Raw genomic sequence first — 21,803 nt, forward strand, 5'->3', positions numbered from 1 at the left:
TCAGGAGACGCTATTGAGCTAAAAATAGCCTTTTTACGAATCTATCGGACCTAGATGCCGCTATTCCGCAAAAATAGGGGTCAAAAGAGGTGCTGCGACGGGAATAACTGCATTGGAGTCCGAAAAGCTTAGCAAATCAGCATTTAGGTGCTAATAAGTGCAACGGTGTCCGTTAGCGAGAAAGAAGCACACAAAAGTATGGTAAGAAAGATGAAAATGGTGAGAATGATCAGAATGGTGAGAATAGTAAAATACTCATCTCAATGACCACTCACATTCATTTTGAGTATCGGCAGCCCAATAAATGCCGCATATCGGTCAGCTTCTTTAAGTACCAACTTTTCCGTATCGCCCAGATCGGCAAAAGGATGGATCATAATCTCAATCCCCTTTGTCTTTAGGGTTCTTTTCCATGTACCCACCACCTGACCCTCCACAACAATCGTCGGAAGAAAAACACCATTATTGCCCGGAACTATCAAAGGAGCAACGTCGGGCTCTAGAACGGCACTTCGGTCTTTATAACCCAGAATGTACTCATCAAAACCCGGAACCAGATGAACGCCGGAGTCCTCAGCAGCTGGCTCTAGCCGATCAGCAGACATCCAATACTCACTGCCATCAATAACCTCTGATTGCAGTTGACTTTTGGCCGCTTCCAGACCTCTTCTAGCATCGGTAAGGGTTATGCCTGCCCACCAAGCAAAATCTTGAACAGTTGCTAAACCATGTCCGGTGAAATATCTCCGAGCGAGTTCATACAATGACTCATCGTAAGAAAGTTCTCGAAACTGTGGCACCCATTCCTCTAACAAAACAATCGTTTGCTGCTTACCATTCATCGGTCCGAAACAAATCAACCCTTGGTACGCAACATTCCACAACATATGATAACCACGCTGGTTCCCTGTGTGAATACCTTCTTCTTCTATTAGCTGAAGTAAAAGAGCACGATCTAGCTGCTTTCCACCTTGTAAAGCATTAACTATAATATGTCTACAACGTTCTAGTGTCTGATCATCTAGCCCAAGCTCTGCATTCCGCCGCTTTGTTTGTCCTGCTAAACGCGGCACAGATAGCTGATGCATCCACTTTACATCTTCCGGTGGGACAAAATGAAGCGTACCTCGCAGCGTCCAATTCAGAATCATCTTGCGATCAGCGATAGCACGCTCTATATCAGCTAAACTCGAAGATGGAATACGTAACCCGATCGCCCACATCGCCTGCATGTAATCCTGCGCCTGTACTGCCCCTAATTCTTTAACGACCTGTTCGGGCTTGATTAGCTTGGAATCAACGATCTTCTGGTTATATAAACGTTGCGCAGCTATCATTTTATTCGTCACACTTTGCCTCCTTAAGTGATCCTTCTCAAACCATCGTTTAACCTTATTGGAATAATTTTAATATAATTTTTTCCAATCTCATAGTTTTTCTTATTTCTTAGCTGTGGCCCGTCTTACGGCTGGTGCGACTACCGATCCCAACAAATCAATGATTTGCTCAACCTGAGCATAAGGTAAACCACCAATATCAATCTGAGCCAGAAAACGATTGTGTCCGTACAGCTCATGTTGATAAAGGATTTTTTCAATAACCTGTTGTGGGCTGCCTACGAGCAGCGCATTTCTCACACTCATGGCTTCAGCAAATTGGTCTTTAGGGTACGCTGATCCACGAAGCTCTTTCATCATGTGATTTAAATAAGGGTAATAGTTACGGAACGCTTGCTGTGAATCTTTATCGATATATAAAAGGGTGGTTGTACCCACCGGCAGCTCAGCCGGATTAAAACCTGATTGTGCGGCAACCTGACGATACATATTCACAGAGGTCTTGAACGCTGAAGCAGGTCCACCTAGAACAGCCAGCATCATCGGGATGCCCATTCTTCCTGCCTTAACTGCACTTGCCGGAGGTCCACCAACCGCTCGCCAGATAGGCAGTTTACCATTCAGAGGCTTCGGAAAAATCTCCATATCATTCAGAGCAGGACGGAATTGCCCTTCCCAGGTAATTCTTTTTTCGTTATTTATTTTCATAAGCAATTCAATCTTCTCTTCGAACAATTCTTCATAATCCCTCACGTCATATCCGAACAGTTCATAAGCTCCTAATCGTGATCCACGTCCAGCAACAATCTCTGCTCTGCCTCCGGATAACAAATCCAATGTCGAAAATTCTTCATGTACACGTACAGGATCCGCTGTGCTCAATACAGTCGCTGAACTGATGAGTTTGATTTGTTCCGTTGCGTTTGCTATAGCTCCAAGTACGACCGATGCTGCTGAAGTAATAAATTTCGCCTGATGACTCTCCCCCACTCCAAATACATCTAATCCAGCATCCTCTGCTAATTTGGCGGCAGCAATGATCTCTTGAATCCGTTGTCGTTCACTGATTGGTTTACCTGTTAAGGCATCTGCAACATGATCACCTAAAGTGTATAAACCTATTTCTAAACCCTTATTCTCGTCGATTCTATATTGTTCCATCATGATGATGTCCTACTTTCTTAGCTGTATTATTGGATAGGATGAAGCTTCGATGCAATCTCTTCCCGGCGTTCTTCCAGAAAAGAAGGCAAGGTCAAATCCTCGCCCAATGTGTCAAAAGATTCATCAATCTCAAACCCTGGACCATCTGTAGCAAGCTCGAAAAGAATATGGTTCGGATCACGGAAATACAAGGAATGGAAGTAATAACGATCAATGACCCCTGTGTTCTTGAACCCTGCAGCTGTGATTTTAGCAGCCCATGCGGTTAATTCTTCCAGATCCTTCACTCTTATAGCCACATGATGGACACTCCCTCTTCCCGGTCTTTCCCGGTCTTGATCATTAACTTCTTTGAGCTGAAGTTCAGTGTACAAGCCGCCTTTAGCTGTTTCATAAATATCCACCATAACCTTCGAATCACCCATGGATGGAACTCGACGAACTTGTGTATAGCCTAAAATATCCTCCAAAACAGCCTTTGTACGGCTAGCCTCACGGACAGTCAATTCAACGGGACCCAATCCAACAATGGCATATTGTGGTGGAATATCATCAGTAATCCAAGGTTCTACCAGCTGAGTCACATTATCTTTTTCTGCGGAAACCAGATGAACCGTTAATTCATCACTATCCTGAAAAGTAAGCGAATTGCGCTCCTCTATACTTACGATAGCTTCATGAGCGACTTCAAATGTATCTAATCTGCTAGCCCAATATACTAAAGCCTCATCGCTAGGAACGAGAAGAGAGATTGCAGAAATACTGTTCGTTCCTTTCCGGGTCTGGCCTGCATTCGGCATTTCAAAAAAGGATACCTCGGTGCCTGGAGCGCCATTAGAGTTGCCATAGAATAAATGGTACATGGTTGGATCGTCCTGATTTACGGTTTTTTTGACAAGTCTTAGTCCCAGTACTTCTGTATAAAACCATAGGTTTTGTTTAGCGTCTTTAGTAATCATTGATACATGATGTTGTCCGGTTATTTGTGGTTGGCTCATTTTAATTTCCTCCTAATATGATTATGGTTTACTAGTAAACTGATGCTGAAAAAAGGAAGCTTTATTCAGAATAAAGCTTTTACAATACTACTGAACTCCTTGTGGAATTCGATTCTCATTCAGGCTATGGCGGTGAATCTTCTTAAGCATGCTGTAAAATACTTTCTTCTCGTCGTCCGTCAGTGGATCGAATAACGAAGCTTGGAAATCCGATTGCAAAGGAAGCACCTTCTCGATAAGCGCCTGGCCCTTTTCAGTTAAAGAAATATACTTCACCTTCCAATCCTGCTTGCGTTCAATCCATCCTTCTTTTTCTAATCTGCCAAGCATATGTGATACTCCACCTTTAGTAATGGTTAAATGCTCGGCCATTTCCATCTGTGTCACAGGCTGATGTAATAGTATTTGTACTAACGCATCAAACTGGCTAACCGTTAAATCAAACTGCTTCAAGAACTCATTGGAAAGATCGTTACTATTGTCATAAACTCTTACCAGCCGCAGCCAGATCAATAAGCTTAGTTTGTTGTCTTCAGTGAATCCATTGTCTCGCATTATGCCACATCCATTACTTTGGAATTGGATCTACTTGATTATCAGTTTACTAGTAATCTGATATGAAGTCAAGTTTCGTATTAACTTAAGAAATAGAGAAGCACAGATAAACCATTACTAAACATGTGCGCGCCTATAGGCACTAATATATTTTTTCTTTTCTCATATAGGTAGGCAAAGATTAATCCAGCAGCCATATAGGAGAAGATATTCCACATTTCGTTATAGTTGCTCTGGAACACCACGGCTCTATAGACATGCTGGAAGCCAAATAAAAAGGAGGATATCAGATAAGCCAGAAGACGACTTTTCCTGCGGATCGTTCTATAAATGGTAACCCGATATACTAATTCTTCAATCACGGGGCCAATCCATACCACGTTCACTGTAAAAATAAATGGATACGAGGACAACATTGCCCGTAAATCCACCTCATTAACAGACTTTGTAATAGGATGAAAAATGGAAATTAGTGTGGGGATCAACATACTTCCGATGATAATAATCAAACAAAGTCCCCAAACCATCCATAACATATTACGGACCCAGTATTGTCTGAAATCATGAATAGCTTGTTTATAGAATCTCCTAAAACCTATAATCACTCCTATGTAGATCAGACTATTCAACATTAAGGCCATTCGATTTTGTTGTTCTGGCTGCCAAATAAAAACATGGTTAAGAATTCCCATAACCGGCCTGAGCAAGAGAATGGAGAACATTCCTAAAAAGTACATTACTGCTAATATAATGCCCAAGATCAATTGCCTTTTACTTAATTTTTCATCAATCATTATAATCTAATCCCCCAAGTAAAATTGTTAATAGACTGAATATCAACCATTTTAGCATTGGGAAATTTCATACGACTTAATGTAATCTTACATAGACCTTAAATTTGCCGGTTCAGCTCAATTATAATTTCAAACTGGTTATCTTGCGTATTCAGCTGAACAGTCCCTCCATGAGCAGCTATTATTTTTCGAACAATGAGTAACCCTAATCCAGAACCTGCCGGGTTCAAGGCTGATGGTTGGCCGTAATTAATAAAAGTAAGCTTGGCTCCATCATTCATCTTTTCCAGCACAGCTTGAAACGTAGAACCTTGCTCCTGATAAGCGATGGCATTATAAAGCAGGTTTGAGAATACTCGATTCATTCTTTTTTTATCAAACTGTAGAATTATTTCTTCTGGCTCGATTACAAAATCAGGGATCAGACCCGCAGCCTCAAGCTCGGGCAACATATGTATCATTTCTTCTCTCAAATATTCTGAGAAATCATCTGTTGTAACATCCAAGCGGAATTCGGGACTTTCCATTCTCGATAATTCAAACAAATCCTGAATCAATACATTGGCACGGATACTATTTTCGTATATTATTTTGGCAAATTCCAAATGTTCTATCCGACCGCTCACCTGTTCTTTTAGTTCAAGCTCTGCGTAACCCATAATACTTGTTAATGGATTTTTTAAATCATGGGATATATCCAATATTAGATTTTTTCGATTGTTTTCACTCTGTTCTTTTAACGAGGTCTGGATCTGAATCACTTCTGCCATATGATTAAAAGCCTGCTCCAGTTGACTAAACTCCCGATTCCCGCCTACCTGCACTCTTGCTGAATAATCCCCATTCTTAATTTTTTCAACAGCAGCGGACAACTGGTCTAAGGGTTTAATGAAACTAACCGCCGTAATTCTCGCATAAATCATCGTGCTTAGAATCAGAATCAACAAATAACCTAACCCAATAAACCCAAGCATTTGAAGGGTATGATCCTGCATAGGTGAATCTGAATTCCAATGGAAACTGCCTGTCATTTTCACTTGTATAGGTAAAGAGACGATCAGCCAAAATTGTTCCTGCTCATTATATTCAACAGTGATCATATCTTTGTTAGCGCCAGTATTCATTAGAAAATCCGTAAATTCTTTGACACTAATCTGCTTGGACGTAAATGGATTGTTGCCAATGGAATGTATGACTTCGTAATTGGAATTCACAACCTGTAAACTGCCCCCAACATCATTAACAACACTAGTGTCAATTCTTTGATAGTCATTTTGCATAAGCTTAGCAGCCGTTAACTGATTATAAATAATGTCCTTAGATCCCAGCCTGTTCATGCAAAACAAAGCAACAATCACCAATATCGTTATAACCGTTGTTATAAGAAAGATCGCGATATAGTTTTTTAACAATTGATAGGATATATTTTGTTTTCTCATCTTATTTACCTGGGTTGTAGAATTTGTAACCTAGTCCACGCACTGTAACGATATATTCGGGATGGTGTGGGTCCCGTTCGATCTTATTCCTTAGACGGCTGATGGTAACCATAATCGTATTATTATCACTATAGAAATCTTCTTCCCACGCCGCTGCATATAACTTTTTGGGCGTAAAAATTTGATTAGGACTCTGCATCAGACATTGTAACACCTTATATTCCTTGGCATTTAGAAGAACTGGACTTTCATTTATGTACAACATACATTCCTTTAAATTCAGCTTCAATTCTCTATGTTGGATTGTTTCTTCAGTTATCGATTGGCTAAGATCGTATACATTTCTTCGTCTCAGCTGCGCCTCAACCCTAGCCACAAGCTCTGAAGCACTAAATGGCTTCACCATATAATCGTCTGCTCCAAGGCCTAAGCCCACTATCTTATCAATTTCTTCACCGCGGGCAGTTAACAAGATAACCGGAATATGGCTTTTCTCTCTTATCCGTCGCAGCAGATTAAGCCCATCAAGCCTGGGCATTACAATATCCAGAATGGCAAGATTTATTTCATGTTGATTAACAACCTCTAAAGCCTCAATGCCATCCTTGGCTTCGAATACTCGATAGGATCGATCTTCTAAATGTATTTTCACTAGTTTTCTTATATCAGTTTCATCTTCAGCAATCAGTATATTCATCGCTTAATTCCCCTAACTATTCTCAAATAGCTGAGTCTTTTCACTCAGTATAACTTGCCAATACCACTTCGGTATATAAAGCCTAAAGAATACATCTGGAACATCATGATTAAAATACCCATGGATCACCATAATCAAATCTATTAAAATCAATAATTCCAAGTTCCTCGACTTCGTAATGATCATACTCCCGTTTTTTCTGATCATAATGGGAAATCTCCTCCGTTCTCAACAATAACTCTCAGCCCTTATGAACCGGTTCAACTACCTCCCATGTAGAAGCATTCAGGATGTCACTAAAAAATGGAATCATTTCACGACCTCCTTTTAATCAAACTGCTTCACAAAATAGAAAAATTTTCTTATTTATTTCTCAGAAGATTATTTTATTCAATTGATGTTGGAACAACAATAGTGTATGATGCATAGTATAGATCGAATACTGTATGACACATAGTAAGTATAAACGACTTCGACGTCCTCTTAAGGACAGCAAGCGTCTAAACCAAAAATATAAGAACAATTTATAAGAGATTATAAATCCTTATATTTTAAATAATGAGGTGGGTGAATGAGTACTTTATTAAATTCTTTAATCACAGAGCTTAGAAGAGGTACGTTAACGCTAGCCGTTTTAAGTCAATTACGAACGCCCCAGTATGGATATTCGCTCGTTCAATTGTTGGAGGAATCCAGCATCATCATCGATCAAAGCACCCTATATCCATTACTTCGCCGATTAGAGAAACAGGAATTAGTGACGAGCAGCTGGGACACATCCGAGAGCAGACCCCGTAAGTATTATGTTCTAAGTGACTATGGCGTAGAGATTTTTTTACAGCTAAAGGAAGAATGGCTTAAGAATTCGAAAGAACTCTACGGCCTATTACAAGGGGAGGATGACCATGAAGCTGATTGAGATTTACATTCATGAAGTTACTCGGAGGTTACCAGAACAAAATCGGGAAGACATCGCATTAGAATTACGCTCAACCATCGAGGATATGTTACCGGATGATTATGACGAAAAAGAGGTAAAAGCCGTCCTTGCAAAATTGGGCAATCCAGCTATTTTAGCTAGTGAGTACCGCGATCAGCCCATGTATCTCATCGGCCCACGCTATTTCGATTTATATGTTACGTTATTAAAAATGATTATACCCATCGCTGTAGTTGTTTCTTTAATCGCTCTGGTTGCTGATTACTTGATTGGCTACAGCGGCGATAAAACAGTTGCGGATATTGTTACTGCAGTTATAAGTACAGGAATTGGAACCTTCCTTGAAGTAGGCATCCAAGTCTTTTTCTGGATAACTGTTGTGTTCGCTATTATCGAACGGGCGGATAAAGGAAAGGAAGGTCATCCTCTTACTACAAAATTAAGGAAATGGACTCCTGATGATTTGAAGGATATCGCGCTTGTCCATAAGAAAAAAGCAATTACAAGCTTCGAAGTGTTCGGAAGTTTACTGTGGACTGCCATTTGGGCTACTGTTTATTTTAATGCTGAACACCTGATCAGAGTCTATAGAGGCGGTGAAGGCGCATTTAACTTCGTGGCCCCAGCTTTTAATCAGCATGTATTACTTGATTATTGGCCTATTATTCTTATTGTGATCGGATTAGAAGTCGCGTTAACTATATATAAATTAATCAAGAGACAATGGACTAGAGAATTAGCATTATGTAATACGGTCCTTGAGCTCATTGTACTTATTGTATTCGCTGTTATCCTTATAAATCCGAGTGTATTTAACCAAGAATTTATTAATTACATGTCTAATTTATTAAACACTACAGCTAACCAATTTGAAACGGGACTAGTAGGTGGAGGAATAGCAATCTTGATTTTAGTCGCGGTCCTCAATATATATGAGGGCTTCCGCAAGGCTCGCCTTTAGTATTCACAGAACGGCGATTCTCCTGTTATTTGGAGAATCGCCGCTTTGTTTTCTGACTCGTTGAATGCCTGCTTCAAATGCTTCAACAACTTCAACATTGTCACCCCCCTCTGAGAGTTGCGGACCCAGATGACGTTATTTGCACATTTTCTGCCTTTGGAACAGGGCTTCGGACTCCAATGACGCTATTCCCTAGAATCAGCTCCATATCGGGGGTGTTTCAAGGCAATAGCGGCTATGCGGTCCGTTGGCATCCCAAAAGTGCGATATTTCTGGGTTTAGAGTCATCTGTGTCCGATAGGTGTTTCGTATGTGCAAATGTTGGCGAAGAATACGAAAAAAAGGAGTTGTCTCAGCAGCCATTCAGGGCATATGGGACAACTCCTTCTGATTTAATTAAATAGTTCAAGCTCGATAACCGTATCCATCTCATCAGGTAACATCGCGCCTTTTAATGTAATAAAAGCTCCACCGTCAACATCCGAATATTCCTCAGCCATCCACGGCACCTCCACCTTTAGCTCGGTACCATCACGTAGTAATCTAGCCTTATTAATCTTCCCTTTCAAGCCTTGGAAATAGATCGGGCCAATTCCACGGTCGTAGACATGCGCATACAATTTATTGCCCTTTTGCGTATAACGTCCCCACTCTGGCTTAGGTAGCGAAGACTTCCCGCATCCATAAATACTATCTCCATTAAGGCGCATCCACTCCCCAACTTCGTCAAGGATAACCAGGGATTCCCGTGTCATTTCACCTTTAGCATCTGGTCCAACATTGAGGAGCAGGTTACCATTCTTACTGATACATTCGACCATCGTACGAATGACTTGCTTGGTCGATTTATAATTCTTATCCTCGGAATGATAACCCCAGTTGTCATTCAGGGTAATGCAGGCTTCCCAAGGGATGGATTGGCCGTTTACGTCAACAATGCCGCCAGGCGGAATGATCTGCTCGGGGGAGAAGAAATCTCCAGCATACTCCTCAGGTTCTGCCGCACGAATATTGCCACCTAATCGATTGTCGATAATAATATCAGGTTGTATGGAACGAATCATCCGGATAAGCTCCGTCGCCTTCCACTTCTCCCCTGTCATATTATCGTAGGAGAAGTCAAACCACATAATGTCGATTTTACCGTAATTGGTGAGCAGTTCCTTTACTTGCCCATGCATATACTCCAAGTATCTATCGAAATCAATCGGCTTATCTTTGACCGCTTCGTTATCCCGATCAGGATGTGCCTTATCTCCATATCCGGGATAATCCTCATGGTGCCAGTCTATGATAGAGTAATATAGACCTACTGCAATCCCTTCAGCACGGAAAGCGTCTACATATTCCCGCACTAGATCACGCCCAGCGGGCGTATTAGTCGCTTTGAAATCAGTCAGCTTACTATCGAACAGACAGAACCCGTCATGATGTTTGGTCGTAAGCACAGCGTATTTCTGACCCGCAGCTTTGGCTGCACTTGCCCATTTCTTCGGGTCATATCGAGAGGCGTCAAATTCATCGAAATACGTCATGTAATGCTCTCTACTCATCCGCTCGTTGCCGCGTATCCATTCCCCTCTAGCAGGAATTGAATATAATCCCCAATGGATAAACATCCCGAACCTATCCTGTAAGAACCATTTCGTTCTTTCTTCTCTTGTACCCATCTCTCCAACTCCTCCGTTAATGAAAGCTGTGATCAATCATTCACTCCACCTAAGCGGTATGAAATAATGCAGCTGCTCCAATTAGGCCTACATCGTCTTTGAGCGCGGCAGGTTCAATTGTAAAAGTACCCTTATAAGGATCCATGACAAATAGCTCCGTCTTCTCCACCAGTGCAGGGAATAACAAATCTCCAGCCTTACTCACGCCTCCACCGATCACGATCCGATCAGGATTGAACGTATGTACTGCATTGGCTAGACCTAGTGCCATATAATGAATACTCCGGTCAATAACCTCGACGGCCACGGGATCGTTAAGTGCCATGGCTTCAAATACGTGCCGCGAAGTAATTTTTTCTCCATTTATATTAGCCAGTTCCGTAATCATCGACGGTCTGCTCTCCATACTTCGCAGCGCCATATCCCGAATCGCTGTGCCCGAAGCGAAAACTTCCCAGCAGCCGAATCTTCCACAGCTGCATTCCGTTCCGTTCGGGTCAATAATATTATGACCTAGTTCACCAGCAAATGAATTTTTGCCAAGAAGCAGCTTGCCGTCAATGACGATACCTGCTCCAATCCCTGTGCTAAAGGTAACATAAACCATGTTGTCTGCACCTTTGCCAGCACCTCGGACATACTCGCCCCAAGCCGCAGCGTTCGCATCATTCACTACCTTTACTTCAACGCCTAGCTCCAACTCCATCCAGTACTTCAGTGGAACATTATCCCACTCCGGAAGATTGGTGCCGTGAATAACGATCCCGTCCTGGCTATTTACAGCTCCGGGAGAAGCCAGACCCACTCCTGTGAGTGGTCGCCCTTCGGATACGGAGCGGATCATATCGATCATTCGCTGCACCACTTCTTTAGCGGTACGTGCCCCAGCCGTTTCCATCAATTCCCGTTTCAACACGGTCCCCTTTGAATCAAACAATGCTGCGGCAATTTTTGTGCCTCCTAAATCGATTCCAACTACGTAGCTCTCAACCTTCTGCATAACCCATTCACCTTTTCACTATCTATTATTAGCCGTTAGAATGAATACTCTCCGCTAACGCCCGTAAGGCTGCTGGATCGATTGGCGACAAAGCGTCTTTGTCATAACGTACAGCCGACCCAAAATGTACTTCTGTTACTCCAGTCTGATGTATAAATGAAGTAATACCTTCCGGCTTCAGACCGCTTCCAGCCAGTATACTTACCGATTTACCCTTTGATTCCTCGACTAGCTTCCGCATAGCAGGAATAGCTTCAGGTGCCGGACCTGGCCCGGCAGAAGTGAGCACACGCGTAATTTGCGGATACTTACAAAGCGTTCGATAACCTTCTATTTGATCCTTCAACTCATCAAAAGCACGGTGGAAGGTTACTTGCAATCCCTCGGTCAACGGCAATAATGTTTCAAGCGCTCGCTCGTCGATAGTCCCTTCCGGAGTTAACGCACCAAGCACAATCCCCGCCGCACCGCTGGCTGCAATTTGCTTTATCTCTGCTGCCATGGTCAAAATGTCATACTTTGAATAGCAAAAAGAACGGCTGTGCGGGCGAACCATAACAAACGCAGGAATGTTAACCGATTTGGCAACTTGTTGCACCAATCCTATCCCTGGTGTTAATCCGCCTTCCGTAATCGCAGTAATGAGCTCCAGGCGGTTAGCCCCATTCGCTTCGGCTGTAAAAGCATCGTCCATACAAGTAGCGATGACTTCCAATCTCATAACTTTCCTCCACTCTTCCGGTTGTTATTGTTGTGCCTGTTTCATAACATAATCAGCGAGCAGTCGAGCACCATAGCCCGTTGCTCCAGCTTCTGAATACCCCACATCCTGTTTGTACTGAACCGTCCCAGCCATATCAATATGGACCCAGCTCAGCGATTCCGCTACAAAGCGCCGTATAAAAAGCGCTGCTGTAATCGCACCTGCAAAAGGTGAAGTACTAACGTTGCGCAGATCAGCGTAATTGCTTCGAAGATCGACTTCGTATTCATCCATAAGCGGCATGGGCCACAGTCGTTCTCCATTGCGCTCACCGATTTCGACGAGGCTCTGCGTCATCTCTCCATCACCCCATATGCCGGCGATACCTAATCCTAACGCTGCGCCAACATTTCCAGTAAGTGTTGCAATATCAATGACCTTAGTTGCCCCGATATTTGCTGCATGAATAAGAGCATCCGCGATAATAAGCCGCCCCTCGCCATCCGTATTTGCAACCTGAACCGTCAGCCCATTAGGATAGTGTATAACAGACGATGGCAGCATTGCTTCAGCATCTGGTACGTTATCAACAACTGGGATCAACGCGGTCACATTTACATGAGCTTGATTCCGCACTAAAATATCCAGCGCCCCAAGAACAGCTGCTGCGCCACCCATGTCCATACGTGCATCGCTAATATCACTTGCGGTCTTAACATTCATCCCACCCAAATCGAAGGTAACACCTTTACCCACCAATGCCAGCATTGGCAATTCAGGGTTACTCTCATAGCGAATTTCAACGAGGGCTGGGGAGTGTTTACTGCCAGTTCCAACCGCCAGCAACCCATTCATCTGTAGGTCAACCAGCTCCTGCCCCCGGTAGACATGAACTTTCACTGCTGCGTTATCACGCTCGAAATATTCGACCATCCATTCTGCGAACCGATCCGGATTTAGAGTCCCGGGCACCTCATTCACCAGATCGCGAGCAACCACTGCTCCTTCAGCGCGCATGCGGCCAGTACTTAGTACAACTTCCAGTTCAAGCTTAGTCAGTTCAGGCCAATCAGCTGTCTGGAGCAGCAAATCAACTGAAATGTCTATTTTAGTAACACCACGATAGGTTTGAAAACGATATAATCCGAGAAGCCAGCCTTCAATCCATGCTTGAAGCTCATCCGCAGCGGAAATATTACTTTCTGCTGTCCTACGAACAAATGAAGCTGAATTTCTTCCTTCTCTTAGGGCTGTACGGGCGGCAGATCCCGCTGCTCGGCGAACTTTCTCAAGCGTAAGAGCCCGGCGTTTTCCCATTCCAATAGCTATCACATCGGACTCTTCCTCAGAGCGAGCATATAACCATGTCACACTGCCACTCTGTTTGTGAGCTTCTCCCAGCCGAAGAGGAAAAGCCTCCTCTTCATAGGCTAAGTAGATAAGCGTATCCGCCCCATTAGCGGAATCGAACAAGATATTCATAGCTGTCCCTTCTTTTCCGTAAAGTGTACTCACATTTTAAATTATCGTTCTAGTTTCAACATTTCTTCATCAAACAGATGACAAGCGAGCTCATGACCTGGTTCAACTTCCCGGAATACAGGCACATGTTGCTTACAGATTTCCATACAGGAAGGGCATCTTGTATGAAAACGACAGCCCGTCGGCGGATCAACGGGACTTGGAAGATCCCCTTTTAGAATAATGCGTTCCTTCTTCAAGCTTGGATCGGGCACGGGAACTGAAGATAGCAGCGCTTGGGTGTAAGGATGCAAGGGACGGTCATACAATGTATCCTTATCAGCCGTCTCCACAAGAGAACCCAGATACATAACCCCAATTCGATCACTAATATGCTCGACCACACTGAGATCATGAGAGATGAATAAATACGTCAGGCCATATTCCTCCTGCAAGTCCTGTAACAGATTCAACACTTGGGACTGAATCGATACATCCAGCGCTGACACGGGTTCATCCGCCACAATTAGACTTGGGCGAACGGACAGAGCCCGGGCAATCCCAATCCGTTGCCGCTGTCCACCGCTGAACTCAAACGCGAATCGCTCGGCGTGGAAACTGTTCAATCCAACGGTCTCTAGCAGTTCGCAAGCTAGTTTATCCCGTTCTTTAGAGGACAGCTTTGTATGAATAAGCAGGGGTTCGGCGACAAGATCCTTCACCTTCATGCGGGGATTAAGTGAAGCATAAGGGTCTTGAAACACCATCTGCATATCTTTGCGCAGAGGCCGCATCTGGTTGTCTGTGATATGGCTAATATTTTGTCCCTTAAACCATACTTCTCCATGATTGGGTTCCAGTAAGCGGGTCACCAGTCTGCCCGTAGTCGATTTCCCACAGCCACTTTCACCTACAAGGCTGAACGTTTCTCCCTTACGAATGGCGAATGAAATCCCATCAACGGCGTGTAAATATTTAGTCGTTCCGAAGAAGCCCTTCTTCACAGAAAACAACTTCTTCAAACCCTTAACCTCAATTAATGGAGTCTCTTTCATAAACATCCCGCTCCTTCCGTGTCCTCCTGCTGTGTAAGCCAACAACGGCTTTTGCGCTCTAGCCCCTCAATCGGAAGTAGCTCAGGTTCTTGCGACAGACAACGCTCCATGGCAAATTCGCAGCGTGGCGCAAACTTACAGCCGGCAGGCATTTGTGAAAGGTCTGGCACATTCCCTTTTATAGACTCCAAGCGATGTACATTCTGGCGCAGCTTAGGTACCGATTGAATCAATCCCCTGGTATACGGATGTTGCGGTCTGGCGAACAGCTCCTGAACAGAGGCTTCTTCCACCACACGACCTGCATACATAACAACTACCCGGTCACATAATTCGGCAACTACTCCAAGATCATGGGTAATGAGCAGCATTCCCATATCCTGTTCATCTTTCAACTGCTTCATCAGATCAAGAATTTGCGCTTGAATCGTTACATCGAGTGCGGTCGTGGGTTCATCGGCAATCAACAGCTTTGGATGACAAGACATGGCCATTGCAATCATAACCCGCTGTCTCATCCCGCCGGATAGTTGATGCGGATATTCATCGATTAATTCCTCTGCGCGAGGGATACCTACAAGCCGCAACATATGAATCGCATGCTCACGAGCCTTCTTGCGTCCATAACCCAAATGCAGTCTAATCGGCTCTGTTAATTGCAGCCCAATCCGCAGCACTGGATTAAGAGAGGTCATCGGCTCCTGAAAAATCATTGCCAGATCATTTCCCCGGATTTGGCGCATCTCCTTCTCAGAAATCTTCGTCAAATCCTTTCCTTCAAAACGCACAGAACCTTCAGAAATTCTGCCCGGCGTATCTTTAAGCAACCGCATGATCGATAATGAGGTTACACTTTTGCCACAACCAGATTCACCAACCAGGCCTAACACTTCGCCTTTTTTAATAGCAAAGTCTACCCCCGCAACCGCAGTTATACTTCCACCGCCGCGTTTGAACTCCGTTTTCAGCCCTTGTACATCCAACAAATGTTGAGTCATGTCTTGTCCCTCCTTAGTTTTTCATTTTGGGATCAAGAGCATCACGCAGTCCGTCCCCGACCAGGTTAAATGCAAGTACTGTTAAAAAGATGGCTATCCCCGGAAAATAAACGATATGTGGAGCAATACTTAAATAATCACGTCCCATACTTAACATTGCGCCCCAATCGGGCTCTGTTGTTTTTGCACCCATTCCGAGAAAGCTCAATGAAGCAGCGGCCAAGATCGCTCCGCCAATCTTCATGGATAGATTAACGATAATGCTGGGCACGGTCTCAGGAAAAATATGACGCCAAATAATCCGGCGATGCTTCGCTCCCATGGAACGAGCCGCTTCCACAAACAATGTTTCTTTCGCAGACAGCGTTACGCTCCGAATAATTCGGGCGAACGATGGAGTACCAAAAACTGCAACTGCGATAACAACGTTGGATAGACCCGGACCGAGAATGGCGACGATCCCAATGGCAAGCAGCAAGTCAGGAAAAGAAAATAGTACATCACTGCCACGCATAATTATCCGATCTAGCCAACCGCCATAATATCCGCTTAACAGACCTAGGATAGTTCCAAGTACACCTGCGATTAAGACGGAACTGAGACTGACCGCTAAGGTTAAGCGAGTACCATCAATCAGACGGCTTAGAATATCACGGCCATATTCGTCTGTCCCGGCCCAATGTGCAGCAGAAGGACCTGCCATAAGAGCATCGTAGTTTGGTTCATCAGGATTATACGGGGTCAGAAATGGCCCGAAAATTGCAATTAGGAATAGCAATATAATAAAAAATGCGGCCACAAGGGGCATCTTTTGTTTACTGAACTTACGTAAAAAAACACCCATACGGCCTTTTGTTTTCTCCGGGGCCAGTACCTCTCCGGGTAATGGAGATTTTGCTCCCATCACCGCCGAATTGTCACTCATGATATCCCTCCTGATCCTAAATTCACCCTATAAATCTATTGAAATTCTGCTTCTTAGTCGCATTAGCTACTGAGAAAACCTTATTTTCGGATTAAGTACGCCATACAATAAATCTACTAATAGATTGATAAGAATAAATTGTGTAGCAAACAGAAGCAGTAAGGCTTGAATGACTGTATAATCCCGGAACAAAATGGAGTCTACTAGCAGCCTGCCAAGACCCGGAATACTGAATACCGTCTCAACCATTACAGAGCCGCCGAGCAGGAACCCAAACTGAAGTCCAGCTACGGTAACCACCTGAATCAAAGAGTTGCGCAGCGCATGCCTGCCGATAACAACATACTCGCGTAAGCCTTTTGCACGTCCTGTACGGATATAATCCTCCCGAAGAGTCTCCAGCATAGATGACCTAGAATAACGGGCCAACATAGACATAATCCCCATCCCGAGTGTAATGGAAGGAAGAATATAGGACTTCCAGGAATCAACACCACCCGTTGGAAACCAACCAAGCTCTACCGAGAAAATTTGAATGAGTACCAAGCCTAACCAAAATCCAGGAATAGACATCCCTGAAATGGCTGTCAACGTCCCTAAATGATCCGGCCACCGATTGCGATAAACGGCTGAAACCACGCCAATTAGAAGACCAATAATTAGAGCCCAGGCCATACTAAGAAAAGTCAGCCACAACGTAGGCATTACTCTGCTTTCCAGCATGTCAGTAACCGGGATCCCTGAACGGATCGAATTGCCCAGATTCCCACTTAGCAGATCACCCATGTAGTTTATGTATTGCTTCCACAAAGGCAGATTGAGACCCAGCTGCTCCTGAATTCCACGAATCTCTTCAAGCGTGGCATCTTTACCGGCAATAAGTCGGGCTGGATCGCCTGGGATTAAGTGAATAAACAAAAAGACAAGCACCGATACAATGAACAACAGCGGAATAACCCCGAGGAGTCTTTGTAAAGCATATCTACCCAACTCATAAGCCCCCTTCAGTATCGACAAATGATTTAGTGAGGCCGCTTCCCACCATACTACAGAAGCGGCCTCGTTCATTTCTTGGGATATTAAACCTAACGTTTGTTTAGCATTATTTCACTTCTGCATTCAGGACATTAATGGAACCATCCGGGAAGACCTTAACTCCTTCCAGATACGATCTTTTGCCTGAGATGATTTGGTCGACGCCCATGAATGCCCATGGAGCATCTTCCCAAATTGTTTTTTGAATATTGCCATAGATGGATTTAGCCGCTTCTGGATCAACAGATTTATTCGCCTCAGCGATCCATTTGTCTACATTTTCATTTTTGTAATAGGCTGTATTTGAGCCAGCAGGCGGGAACATTTCACTACTGAACAACCCTCTGGTTGCACCATCTGCATCACCAGAAGACGGAGACCAGCTGACATACCACATTTGAATTTTCGCTTCTTCTGGTGTCTTAGCAGAGTTAATTTGGTCGGACAACGTGCCGCCTTCCATGGATTTCACGTCTACCTTAATCCCTACAAGTGCTAGCTGTTGCTGAATAAATTGCATACCCTTCATAGTTTCGGATTCATTTTCACCCCAAATTTCGGTTTCGAATCCATCAGGATAACCTGCTTCAGCAAGCAATTGTTTAGCTTTTTCAATGTCATAGTCATAACCTGTTTGCGGGGAATAGTATTGTGTTTTGGAAGACATCGTGGAATCAAGCTTAGCACCAAGACCCGATTTCACAACTTTGATATAAGCTTCTTTATTGATAGCATAGTTAATGGCTTGACGTACCTTCACATCATCAAAAGGTTTTTTCATCGTATTTAACGTTACATAACGGACAATTGTCGAATCGATGGTATCTACAGTAATTCCTTCAAGACCTTCAACCTCAGATACTTGCTCCGTTGGCATTGGATAAATGAAATCCGCCTCGCCGGTTTTTAGCATGGCTATCCGTGATCCATTCTCTGGTACAGGTCTAAAGGTCACACTATCCACTTTTGGCAACCCCGCTTGCCAGTAATCAGGGTTCTTAACGACAACCAAGCGGTCGCCTTGCACCCATTCTTTGAACTTAAATGGACCCGTCCCTACAGGATTTTTTGAAATATCGGTGCCATTTTCTTCTAAAGCTTTCGGACTAATAATTGGTGCCATAGCTACTTTATTTAAAAATGCGTTGTACGGCTCGCTGAGTGTAATAACCACGGTTTTAGCATCAGGAGTCTCCACTTTCGCTACCTTTGCGAAGCTTTTGCGCAGTCTCAGATTGTTCTTCTCATCTTGAATACGGGCGATGTTTACTTTAACCGCTTCAGCATTAAAGTCAGTACCGTCTTGGAATTTAACATTCTCTTGCAGCGTAAACGTGTAGACCAACCCGTCTTCACTTATGGAATGGCTTGCGGCAAGAACAGGAACCACGTTCATATTCTCGTCAAAACCCATCAGACCTTCGTACATCGTTCTGGCAGCGCTGATTGAATGCGTATCGCTTGCGTTATGAGGGTCCAGCGTAATAAAGTTAGAATTGATGGCAATTACAATGTCTTTATCATTCTTTGTAGTTGGGGTGCTAGTTTCAGTTCCACCAGCAGTATTGCCTTTTTGTCCCTCGTTGCTCGCTTTGTTGCCGCACCCTGCAGTCACTACTACTGTAATAAGCAGCAGCATGAACATTGACCATACTTTTCCTTTTGCTTTCATTTTTTACACTCCCCTATTCAAACGATGTATTAGAAAAGCTTCTAGTCCGATTAATCACCAAACTTGAAGATTATTCTTGACCTTATGCTCTAGATCTCCCATTGAAATACAGCACGGCGTTCGCCGACTACAGTACCGCCATCATTAACAATCGTGTTAGGCACGAGTGCATATAGGCGATCAATTGTGTCTTGATTGCTGTAACCAATACGTTCTAGAATCGATGCGATAATACATGGCCAGACTTGTTCTGATCCGTCGGATACTTTCAGTGATATACCCATTCGTTCCTTACGGAGTCCGATACCGTATACCCCTTTTGCTCCACCCTTAGCCGTCAGATTGTCATCCTTCAGGAGCTCTGAGCATACAAATTTCGTGTCAGCAATCATAACCGGGTTATCGTTCATAAGTTTTGCAATGGCAGCGGCTGCGTTACGTATATCCGTATCCTCAATTAAATCGGGACACGCTAGCTTTAGATAGGAATAAGCGATTTTATGAAGCGGAAGTGCGAAGATAGGAAGTCCACAGCCATCAATACCTTGCGGGATGGACGCTTTGGGAACTTCAGCGATATAAGCCATCATCTCAAGAATCTCCTGTTGTACAGGATGGTTAGGATCGTAATAAGTGTTTATATCCCAACCCATATATTTGCTAAGGCCCATTAACCCTGCATGTTTGCCTGAGCAGTTATGAAAGATTTTACGAGTGGGCTCATTTGCCCGGTGACGTTCTGCTTTGGCTTCTTCATTCAGCGGGTATGTAGAGCAGCAATGTAGTGACTCTTCTTTTAATCCCATTTTCTGAAAAAGAGCTTCAAGCGCTTCAATATGGAAGGCTTCTCCCCGGTGTGAAGCGGTAAACAGCGAAGCTTCTTTACTTGTCAAACCATATACTTCATCGATCCGGCGTTTCATTACCGGCAAAGCTTGGAATGGCTTAGCAGCAGAGCGAAGATAAGTCATATGCTCCGGATCGCCTGCTTTGTACAAAATGTTGCCCTTCTCATCAACTACACTAACTGCACCATAATGCACATTCTCCAGCAGGCCACCACGATATTCTTCTACCAATGTTGTAAATCCCATCTGTACAACCTCCCCAGCAGTAGTTAATTTAATCTAAGGCAAAAAATCGATTCTGCGATAAAAGTCCCGATCCAATAATTACACCCTTCTCATTCAGCAACGAGCGATGAATCGTAAAGGAACCACGAAGCGGCTCCCAGGTAAAGCGCGAGAGGTACAGCTGCTCAACTTCTTCGTATATATCCGGGAATTTGTCCACGAGTTCTCCACTTAAAATCACGCTGTCGGGGTTATACATGCATACGACATTATTAATGGTGATGGCCATATACATGAGTGCACGGTCGATCAAGTGAATCGCCCATTGTTCTCCTGCATGTTTTGCTGCGAATAACTCCTCAATCGTACGGATCGGGCGAATCCGATTAGCTTCAGATAATAAAGAACTGATATTTATATAGGTCTGTAAACAGCCCGCTTTGCCGCACTCACACATCATTCCGTTAGGATCCACTGTCGTATGCCCAATTTCACCCGCACTGTTCATCACACCTCGATAGATCTCTCCCTCGAGAATCATCGCAGAGCCCACGCCTTGACCGAAACCCAATAATGCCGTACGGCTGGAGCCGACTGCAGCTCCTTTAAGATGTTCAGCAAGAGCCCTTACTTTCAGCTCATTGTCCACAGCGATTTCAAAACCTGTCAGCTCTTTCAAGCGTTTGGCTAACGGCACATTTTTCCATCCTAGCTGAACAGAGAAGACAACAATTCCTTCTTCGTTATTCACAATGCCGGGAAGTCCAACGCCAATACCCACGATACGTGTTCTGTCAATCACATGCTGCTGGAACAATTGCTCAATGGCTTCATGAATCCGTTCCAGCGTTCGATCCGGGCTTTCGTCTGGTGTACGGGGAAATTGACTACTGCAGATAAGCTGTCCTTGTAAGTCCACAATTCCAATAGACATAAGACTGCGATCCAGTTCAACGCCAACCGATAATACAGAAGCGTCCATCATACCTATTAACGTTGATTTCCGACCTAATCCTGATGATACCTGCTCTGAATCGAGTAAATATCCTTCCTCCGTCAACTCTCCGACAATTCGACTTACAGTCGTAGGACTCATACCAGTCTGTTTAGCAATAGAAGCGCGAGAAATCGGTTGTTGATTTTTTATAATTTCGAAAACCGTTAAACGATTTTGTCGCTTCATAAAATCCTGATCGTGCTTTTTCACGGGCATTCTCCTAATTATTTTCTCCAGTGCATTAATTGGATTAATAAACCACAAAAACAAGAAATTATTTGCAAATAAAGCGCTGATAATGTATTCTTTGATTTAAATTTTAATTTAGT

21 protein-coding genes are annotated in these 21,803 nt (G+C 43.7%); 2 read left to right on the top strand and 19 right to left on the bottom strand.

The window, feature by feature from the left end; all coding sequences use genetic code 11:
- Positions 1-260: 260 nt before the first annotated feature.
- The 8 genes from MHB56_RS04170 to MHB56_RS04205 all read right to left on the bottom strand — a co-directional run bounded on the left by MHB56_RS04170 (position 261) and on the right by MHB56_RS04205 (position 7,191).
- Positions 261-1,349, bottom strand: coding sequence for a winged helix DNA-binding domain-containing protein (locus MHB56_RS04170; protein ID WP_341143304.1), 1,089 nt, complete (start codon positions 1,347-1,349; stop codon positions 261-263).
- Between the two features lie 90 nt (positions 1,350-1,439).
- A complete protein-coding gene (locus MHB56_RS04175; RefSeq protein WP_341143305.1) occupies positions 1,440-2,501 on the bottom strand; it encodes an LLM class flavin-dependent oxidoreductase in 1,062 nt (353 codons plus the stop codon).
- A 26-nt stretch (positions 2,502-2,527) separates the two neighbouring features.
- Entirely contained in the window at positions 2,528-3,499 is a 972-nt protein-coding gene (locus MHB56_RS04180; protein ID WP_341143306.1) for a ring-cleaving dioxygenase, read from the bottom strand.
- An 87-nt stretch (positions 3,500-3,586) separates the two neighbouring features.
- Positions 3,587-4,054, bottom strand: a complete 468-nt coding sequence (locus MHB56_RS04185) for a MarR family winged helix-turn-helix transcriptional regulator (RefSeq protein ID WP_076219998.1) — start codon at positions 4,052-4,054, stop codon at positions 3,587-3,589.
- Positions 4,055-4,134: 80 nt separating this feature from the next.
- A complete protein-coding gene (locus tag MHB56_RS04190) occupies positions 4,135-4,848 on the bottom strand; it encodes a CPBP family intramembrane glutamic endopeptidase (RefSeq protein ID WP_341143307.1) in 714 nt (237 codons plus the stop codon).
- A 98-nt stretch (positions 4,849-4,946) separates the two neighbouring features.
- Positions 4,947-6,287, bottom strand: coding sequence for a sensor histidine kinase (locus MHB56_RS04195; protein WP_341143308.1), 1,341 nt, complete (start codon positions 6,285-6,287; stop codon positions 4,947-4,949).
- Position 6,288: 1 nt separating this feature from the next.
- A complete protein-coding gene (locus MHB56_RS04200) occupies positions 6,289-6,984 on the bottom strand; it encodes a response regulator transcription factor (RefSeq protein ID WP_076281473.1) in 696 nt (231 codons plus the stop codon).
- Between the two features lie 12 nt (positions 6,985-6,996).
- Positions 6,997-7,191 carry a hypothetical protein gene (locus MHB56_RS04205; RefSeq protein WP_076276080.1) on the bottom strand — a complete coding sequence of 65 codons (195 nt, stop codon included), beginning with the start codon at positions 7,189-7,191 and terminating at the stop codon, positions 6,997-6,999.
- A gap of 364 nt (positions 7,192-7,555) precedes the next feature.
- Here MHB56_RS04205 and MHB56_RS04210 point away from each other — a divergent pair, with 364 nt between their 5' ends.
- Together MHB56_RS04210 and MHB56_RS04215 are read left to right on the top strand one after the other, a co-directional pair.
- Complete coding sequence (locus tag MHB56_RS04210) at positions 7,556-7,903, top strand: PadR family transcriptional regulator (RefSeq protein ID WP_076129886.1); 348 nt, start codon at positions 7,556-7,558, stop codon at positions 7,901-7,903.
- Positions 7,890-8,885 carry an HAAS signaling domain-containing protein gene (locus tag MHB56_RS04215; RefSeq protein WP_341143309.1) on the top strand — a complete coding sequence of 332 codons (996 nt, stop codon included), beginning with the start codon at positions 7,890-7,892 and terminating at the stop codon, positions 8,883-8,885. The genes MHB56_RS04210 and MHB56_RS04215 overlap by 14 nt, the downstream gene beginning before the upstream one ends.
- Positions 8,886-9,277: 392 nt before the next feature.
- Here the strand turns inward: MHB56_RS04215 and MHB56_RS04220 are convergent, their stop codons facing one another.
- The 11 genes from MHB56_RS04220 to MHB56_RS04270 all read right to left on the bottom strand — a co-directional run bounded on the left by MHB56_RS04220 (position 9,278) and on the right by MHB56_RS04270 (position 21,684).
- Complete coding sequence (locus MHB56_RS04220) at positions 9,278-10,555, bottom strand: alpha-L-fucosidase (protein WP_076281537.1); 1,278 nt, start codon at positions 10,553-10,555, stop codon at positions 9,278-9,280.
- 49 nt (positions 10,556-10,604) lie between these two features.
- A complete protein-coding gene (locus MHB56_RS04225) occupies positions 10,605-11,555 on the bottom strand; it encodes an ROK family protein (protein ID WP_076304850.1) in 951 nt (316 codons plus the stop codon).
- A 28-nt stretch (positions 11,556-11,583) separates the two neighbouring features.
- A complete protein-coding gene (locus MHB56_RS04230; RefSeq protein WP_341143310.1) occupies positions 11,584-12,276 on the bottom strand; it encodes a copper homeostasis protein CutC in 693 nt (230 codons plus the stop codon).
- A 24-nt stretch (positions 12,277-12,300) separates the two neighbouring features.
- Positions 12,301-13,740: a leucyl aminopeptidase family protein gene (locus MHB56_RS04235; protein ID WP_341143311.1), complete on the bottom strand. Its 1,440-nt coding sequence runs from the start codon at positions 13,738-13,740 to the stop codon at positions 12,301-12,303.
- Between the two features lie 41 nt (positions 13,741-13,781).
- Positions 13,782-14,774, bottom strand: a complete 993-nt coding sequence (locus MHB56_RS04240) for an ABC transporter ATP-binding protein (RefSeq protein ID WP_339244159.1) — start codon at positions 14,772-14,774, stop codon at positions 13,782-13,784.
- A complete protein-coding gene (locus MHB56_RS04245) occupies positions 14,771-15,772 on the bottom strand; it encodes an ABC transporter ATP-binding protein (RefSeq protein ID WP_076183115.1) in 1,002 nt (333 codons plus the stop codon). Before MHB56_RS04245 ends, MHB56_RS04240 begins: the two co-directional genes overlap by 4 nt.
- A gap of 13 nt (positions 15,773-15,785) precedes the next feature.
- The gene (locus MHB56_RS04250; RefSeq protein WP_370510612.1) at positions 15,786-16,616 is read right to left on the bottom strand and encodes an ABC transporter permease; all 831 of its coding nucleotides are present in this window, start codon (positions 16,614-16,616) and stop codon (positions 15,786-15,788) included.
- Positions 16,617-16,763: 147 nt separating this feature from the next.
- Positions 16,764-17,687 (bottom strand): ABC transporter permease subunit, encoded by a 924-nt coding sequence (locus MHB56_RS04255; protein ID WP_036689023.1) that lies wholly within the window; start codon positions 17,685-17,687, stop codon positions 16,764-16,766.
- A 112-nt stretch (positions 17,688-17,799) separates the two neighbouring features.
- On the bottom strand, positions 17,800-19,404 hold the full coding sequence (locus tag MHB56_RS04260) for a glutathione ABC transporter substrate-binding protein (protein ID WP_076129894.1): 1,605 nt from the start codon (positions 19,402-19,404) through the stop codon (positions 17,800-17,802).
- An 89-nt stretch (positions 19,405-19,493) separates the two neighbouring features.
- Entirely contained in the window at positions 19,494-20,498 is a 1,005-nt protein-coding gene (locus tag MHB56_RS04265) for an asparaginase (protein ID WP_076281469.1), read from the bottom strand.
- A gap of 28 nt (positions 20,499-20,526) precedes the next feature.
- Positions 20,527-21,684 (bottom strand): ROK family transcriptional regulator, encoded by a 1,158-nt coding sequence (locus tag MHB56_RS04270; protein WP_076218480.1) that lies wholly within the window; start codon positions 21,682-21,684, stop codon positions 20,527-20,529.
- Between the last annotated feature and the right edge of the window lie 119 nt (positions 21,685-21,803).

The sequence above is a fragment of the Paenibacillus sp. FSL H8-0315 genome, from assembly GCF_038005365.1.
Lineage (GTDB): Bacteria > Bacillota > Bacilli > Paenibacillales > Paenibacillaceae > Paenibacillus_AQ > Paenibacillus_AQ odorifer.

Bases quoted from the DNA above. Each gene is read 5' to 3' on its own strand.
- MHB56_RS04235 (WP_341143311.1), bottom strand. From the start codon at position 13,740: ATGAATATCTTGTTCGATTCCGCTAATGGGGCGGATACGCTTATCTAC.
- MHB56_RS04240 (WP_339244159.1), bottom strand. From the start codon at position 14,774: ATGAAAGAGACTCCATTAATTGAGGTTAAGGGTTTGAAGAAGTTGTTT.
- MHB56_RS04265 (WP_076281469.1), bottom strand. From the start codon at position 20,498: ATGGGATTTACAACATTGGTAGAAGAATATCGTGGTGGCCTGCTGGAG.
- MHB56_RS04195 (WP_341143308.1), bottom strand. From the start codon at position 6,287: ATGAGAAAACAAAATATATCCTATCAATTGTTAAAAAACTATATCGCG.
- MHB56_RS04215 (WP_341143309.1), top strand. From the start codon at position 7,890: ATGAAGCTGATTGAGATTTACATTCATGAAGTTACTCGGAGGTTACCA.
- MHB56_RS04260 (WP_076129894.1), bottom strand. From the start codon at position 19,404: ATGAAAGCAAAAGGAAAAGTATGGTCAATGTTCATGCTGCTGCTTATT.
- MHB56_RS04175 (WP_341143305.1), bottom strand. From the start codon at position 2,501: ATGATGGAACAATATAGAATCGACGAGAATAAGGGTTTAGAAATAGGT.
- MHB56_RS04230 (WP_341143310.1), bottom strand. From the start codon at position 12,276: ATGAGATTGGAAGTCATCGCTACTTGTATGGACGATGCTTTTACAGCC.
- MHB56_RS04205 (WP_076276080.1), bottom strand. From the start codon at position 7,191: ATGATCAGAAAAAACGGGAGTATGATCATTACGAAGTCGAGGAACTTG.
- MHB56_RS04250 (WP_370510612.1), bottom strand. From the start codon at position 16,616: ATGGGTGTTTTTTTACGTAAGTTCAGTAAACAAAAGATGCCCCTTGTG.
- MHB56_RS04245 (WP_076183115.1), bottom strand. From the start codon at position 15,772: ATGACTCAACATTTGTTGGATGTACAAGGGCTGAAAACGGAGTTCAAA.
- MHB56_RS04220 (WP_076281537.1), bottom strand. From the start codon at position 10,555: ATGGGTACAAGAGAAGAAAGAACGAAATGGTTCTTACAGGATAGGTTC.
- MHB56_RS04180 (WP_341143306.1), bottom strand. From the start codon at position 3,499: ATGAGCCAACCACAAATAACCGGACAACATCATGTATCAATGATTACT.
- MHB56_RS04210 (WP_076129886.1), top strand. From the start codon at position 7,556: ATGAGTACTTTATTAAATTCTTTAATCACAGAGCTTAGAAGAGGTACG.
- MHB56_RS04225 (WP_076304850.1), bottom strand. From the start codon at position 11,555: ATGCAGAAGGTTGAGAGCTACGTAGTTGGAATCGATTTAGGAGGCACA.
- MHB56_RS04190 (WP_341143307.1), bottom strand. From the start codon at position 4,848: ATGATTGATGAAAAATTAAGTAAAAGGCAATTGATCTTGGGCATTATA.
- MHB56_RS04200 (WP_076281473.1), bottom strand. From the start codon at position 6,984: ATGAATATACTGATTGCTGAAGATGAAACTGATATAAGAAAACTAGTG.
- MHB56_RS04185 (WP_076219998.1), bottom strand. From the start codon at position 4,054: ATGCGAGACAATGGATTCACTGAAGACAACAAACTAAGCTTATTGATC.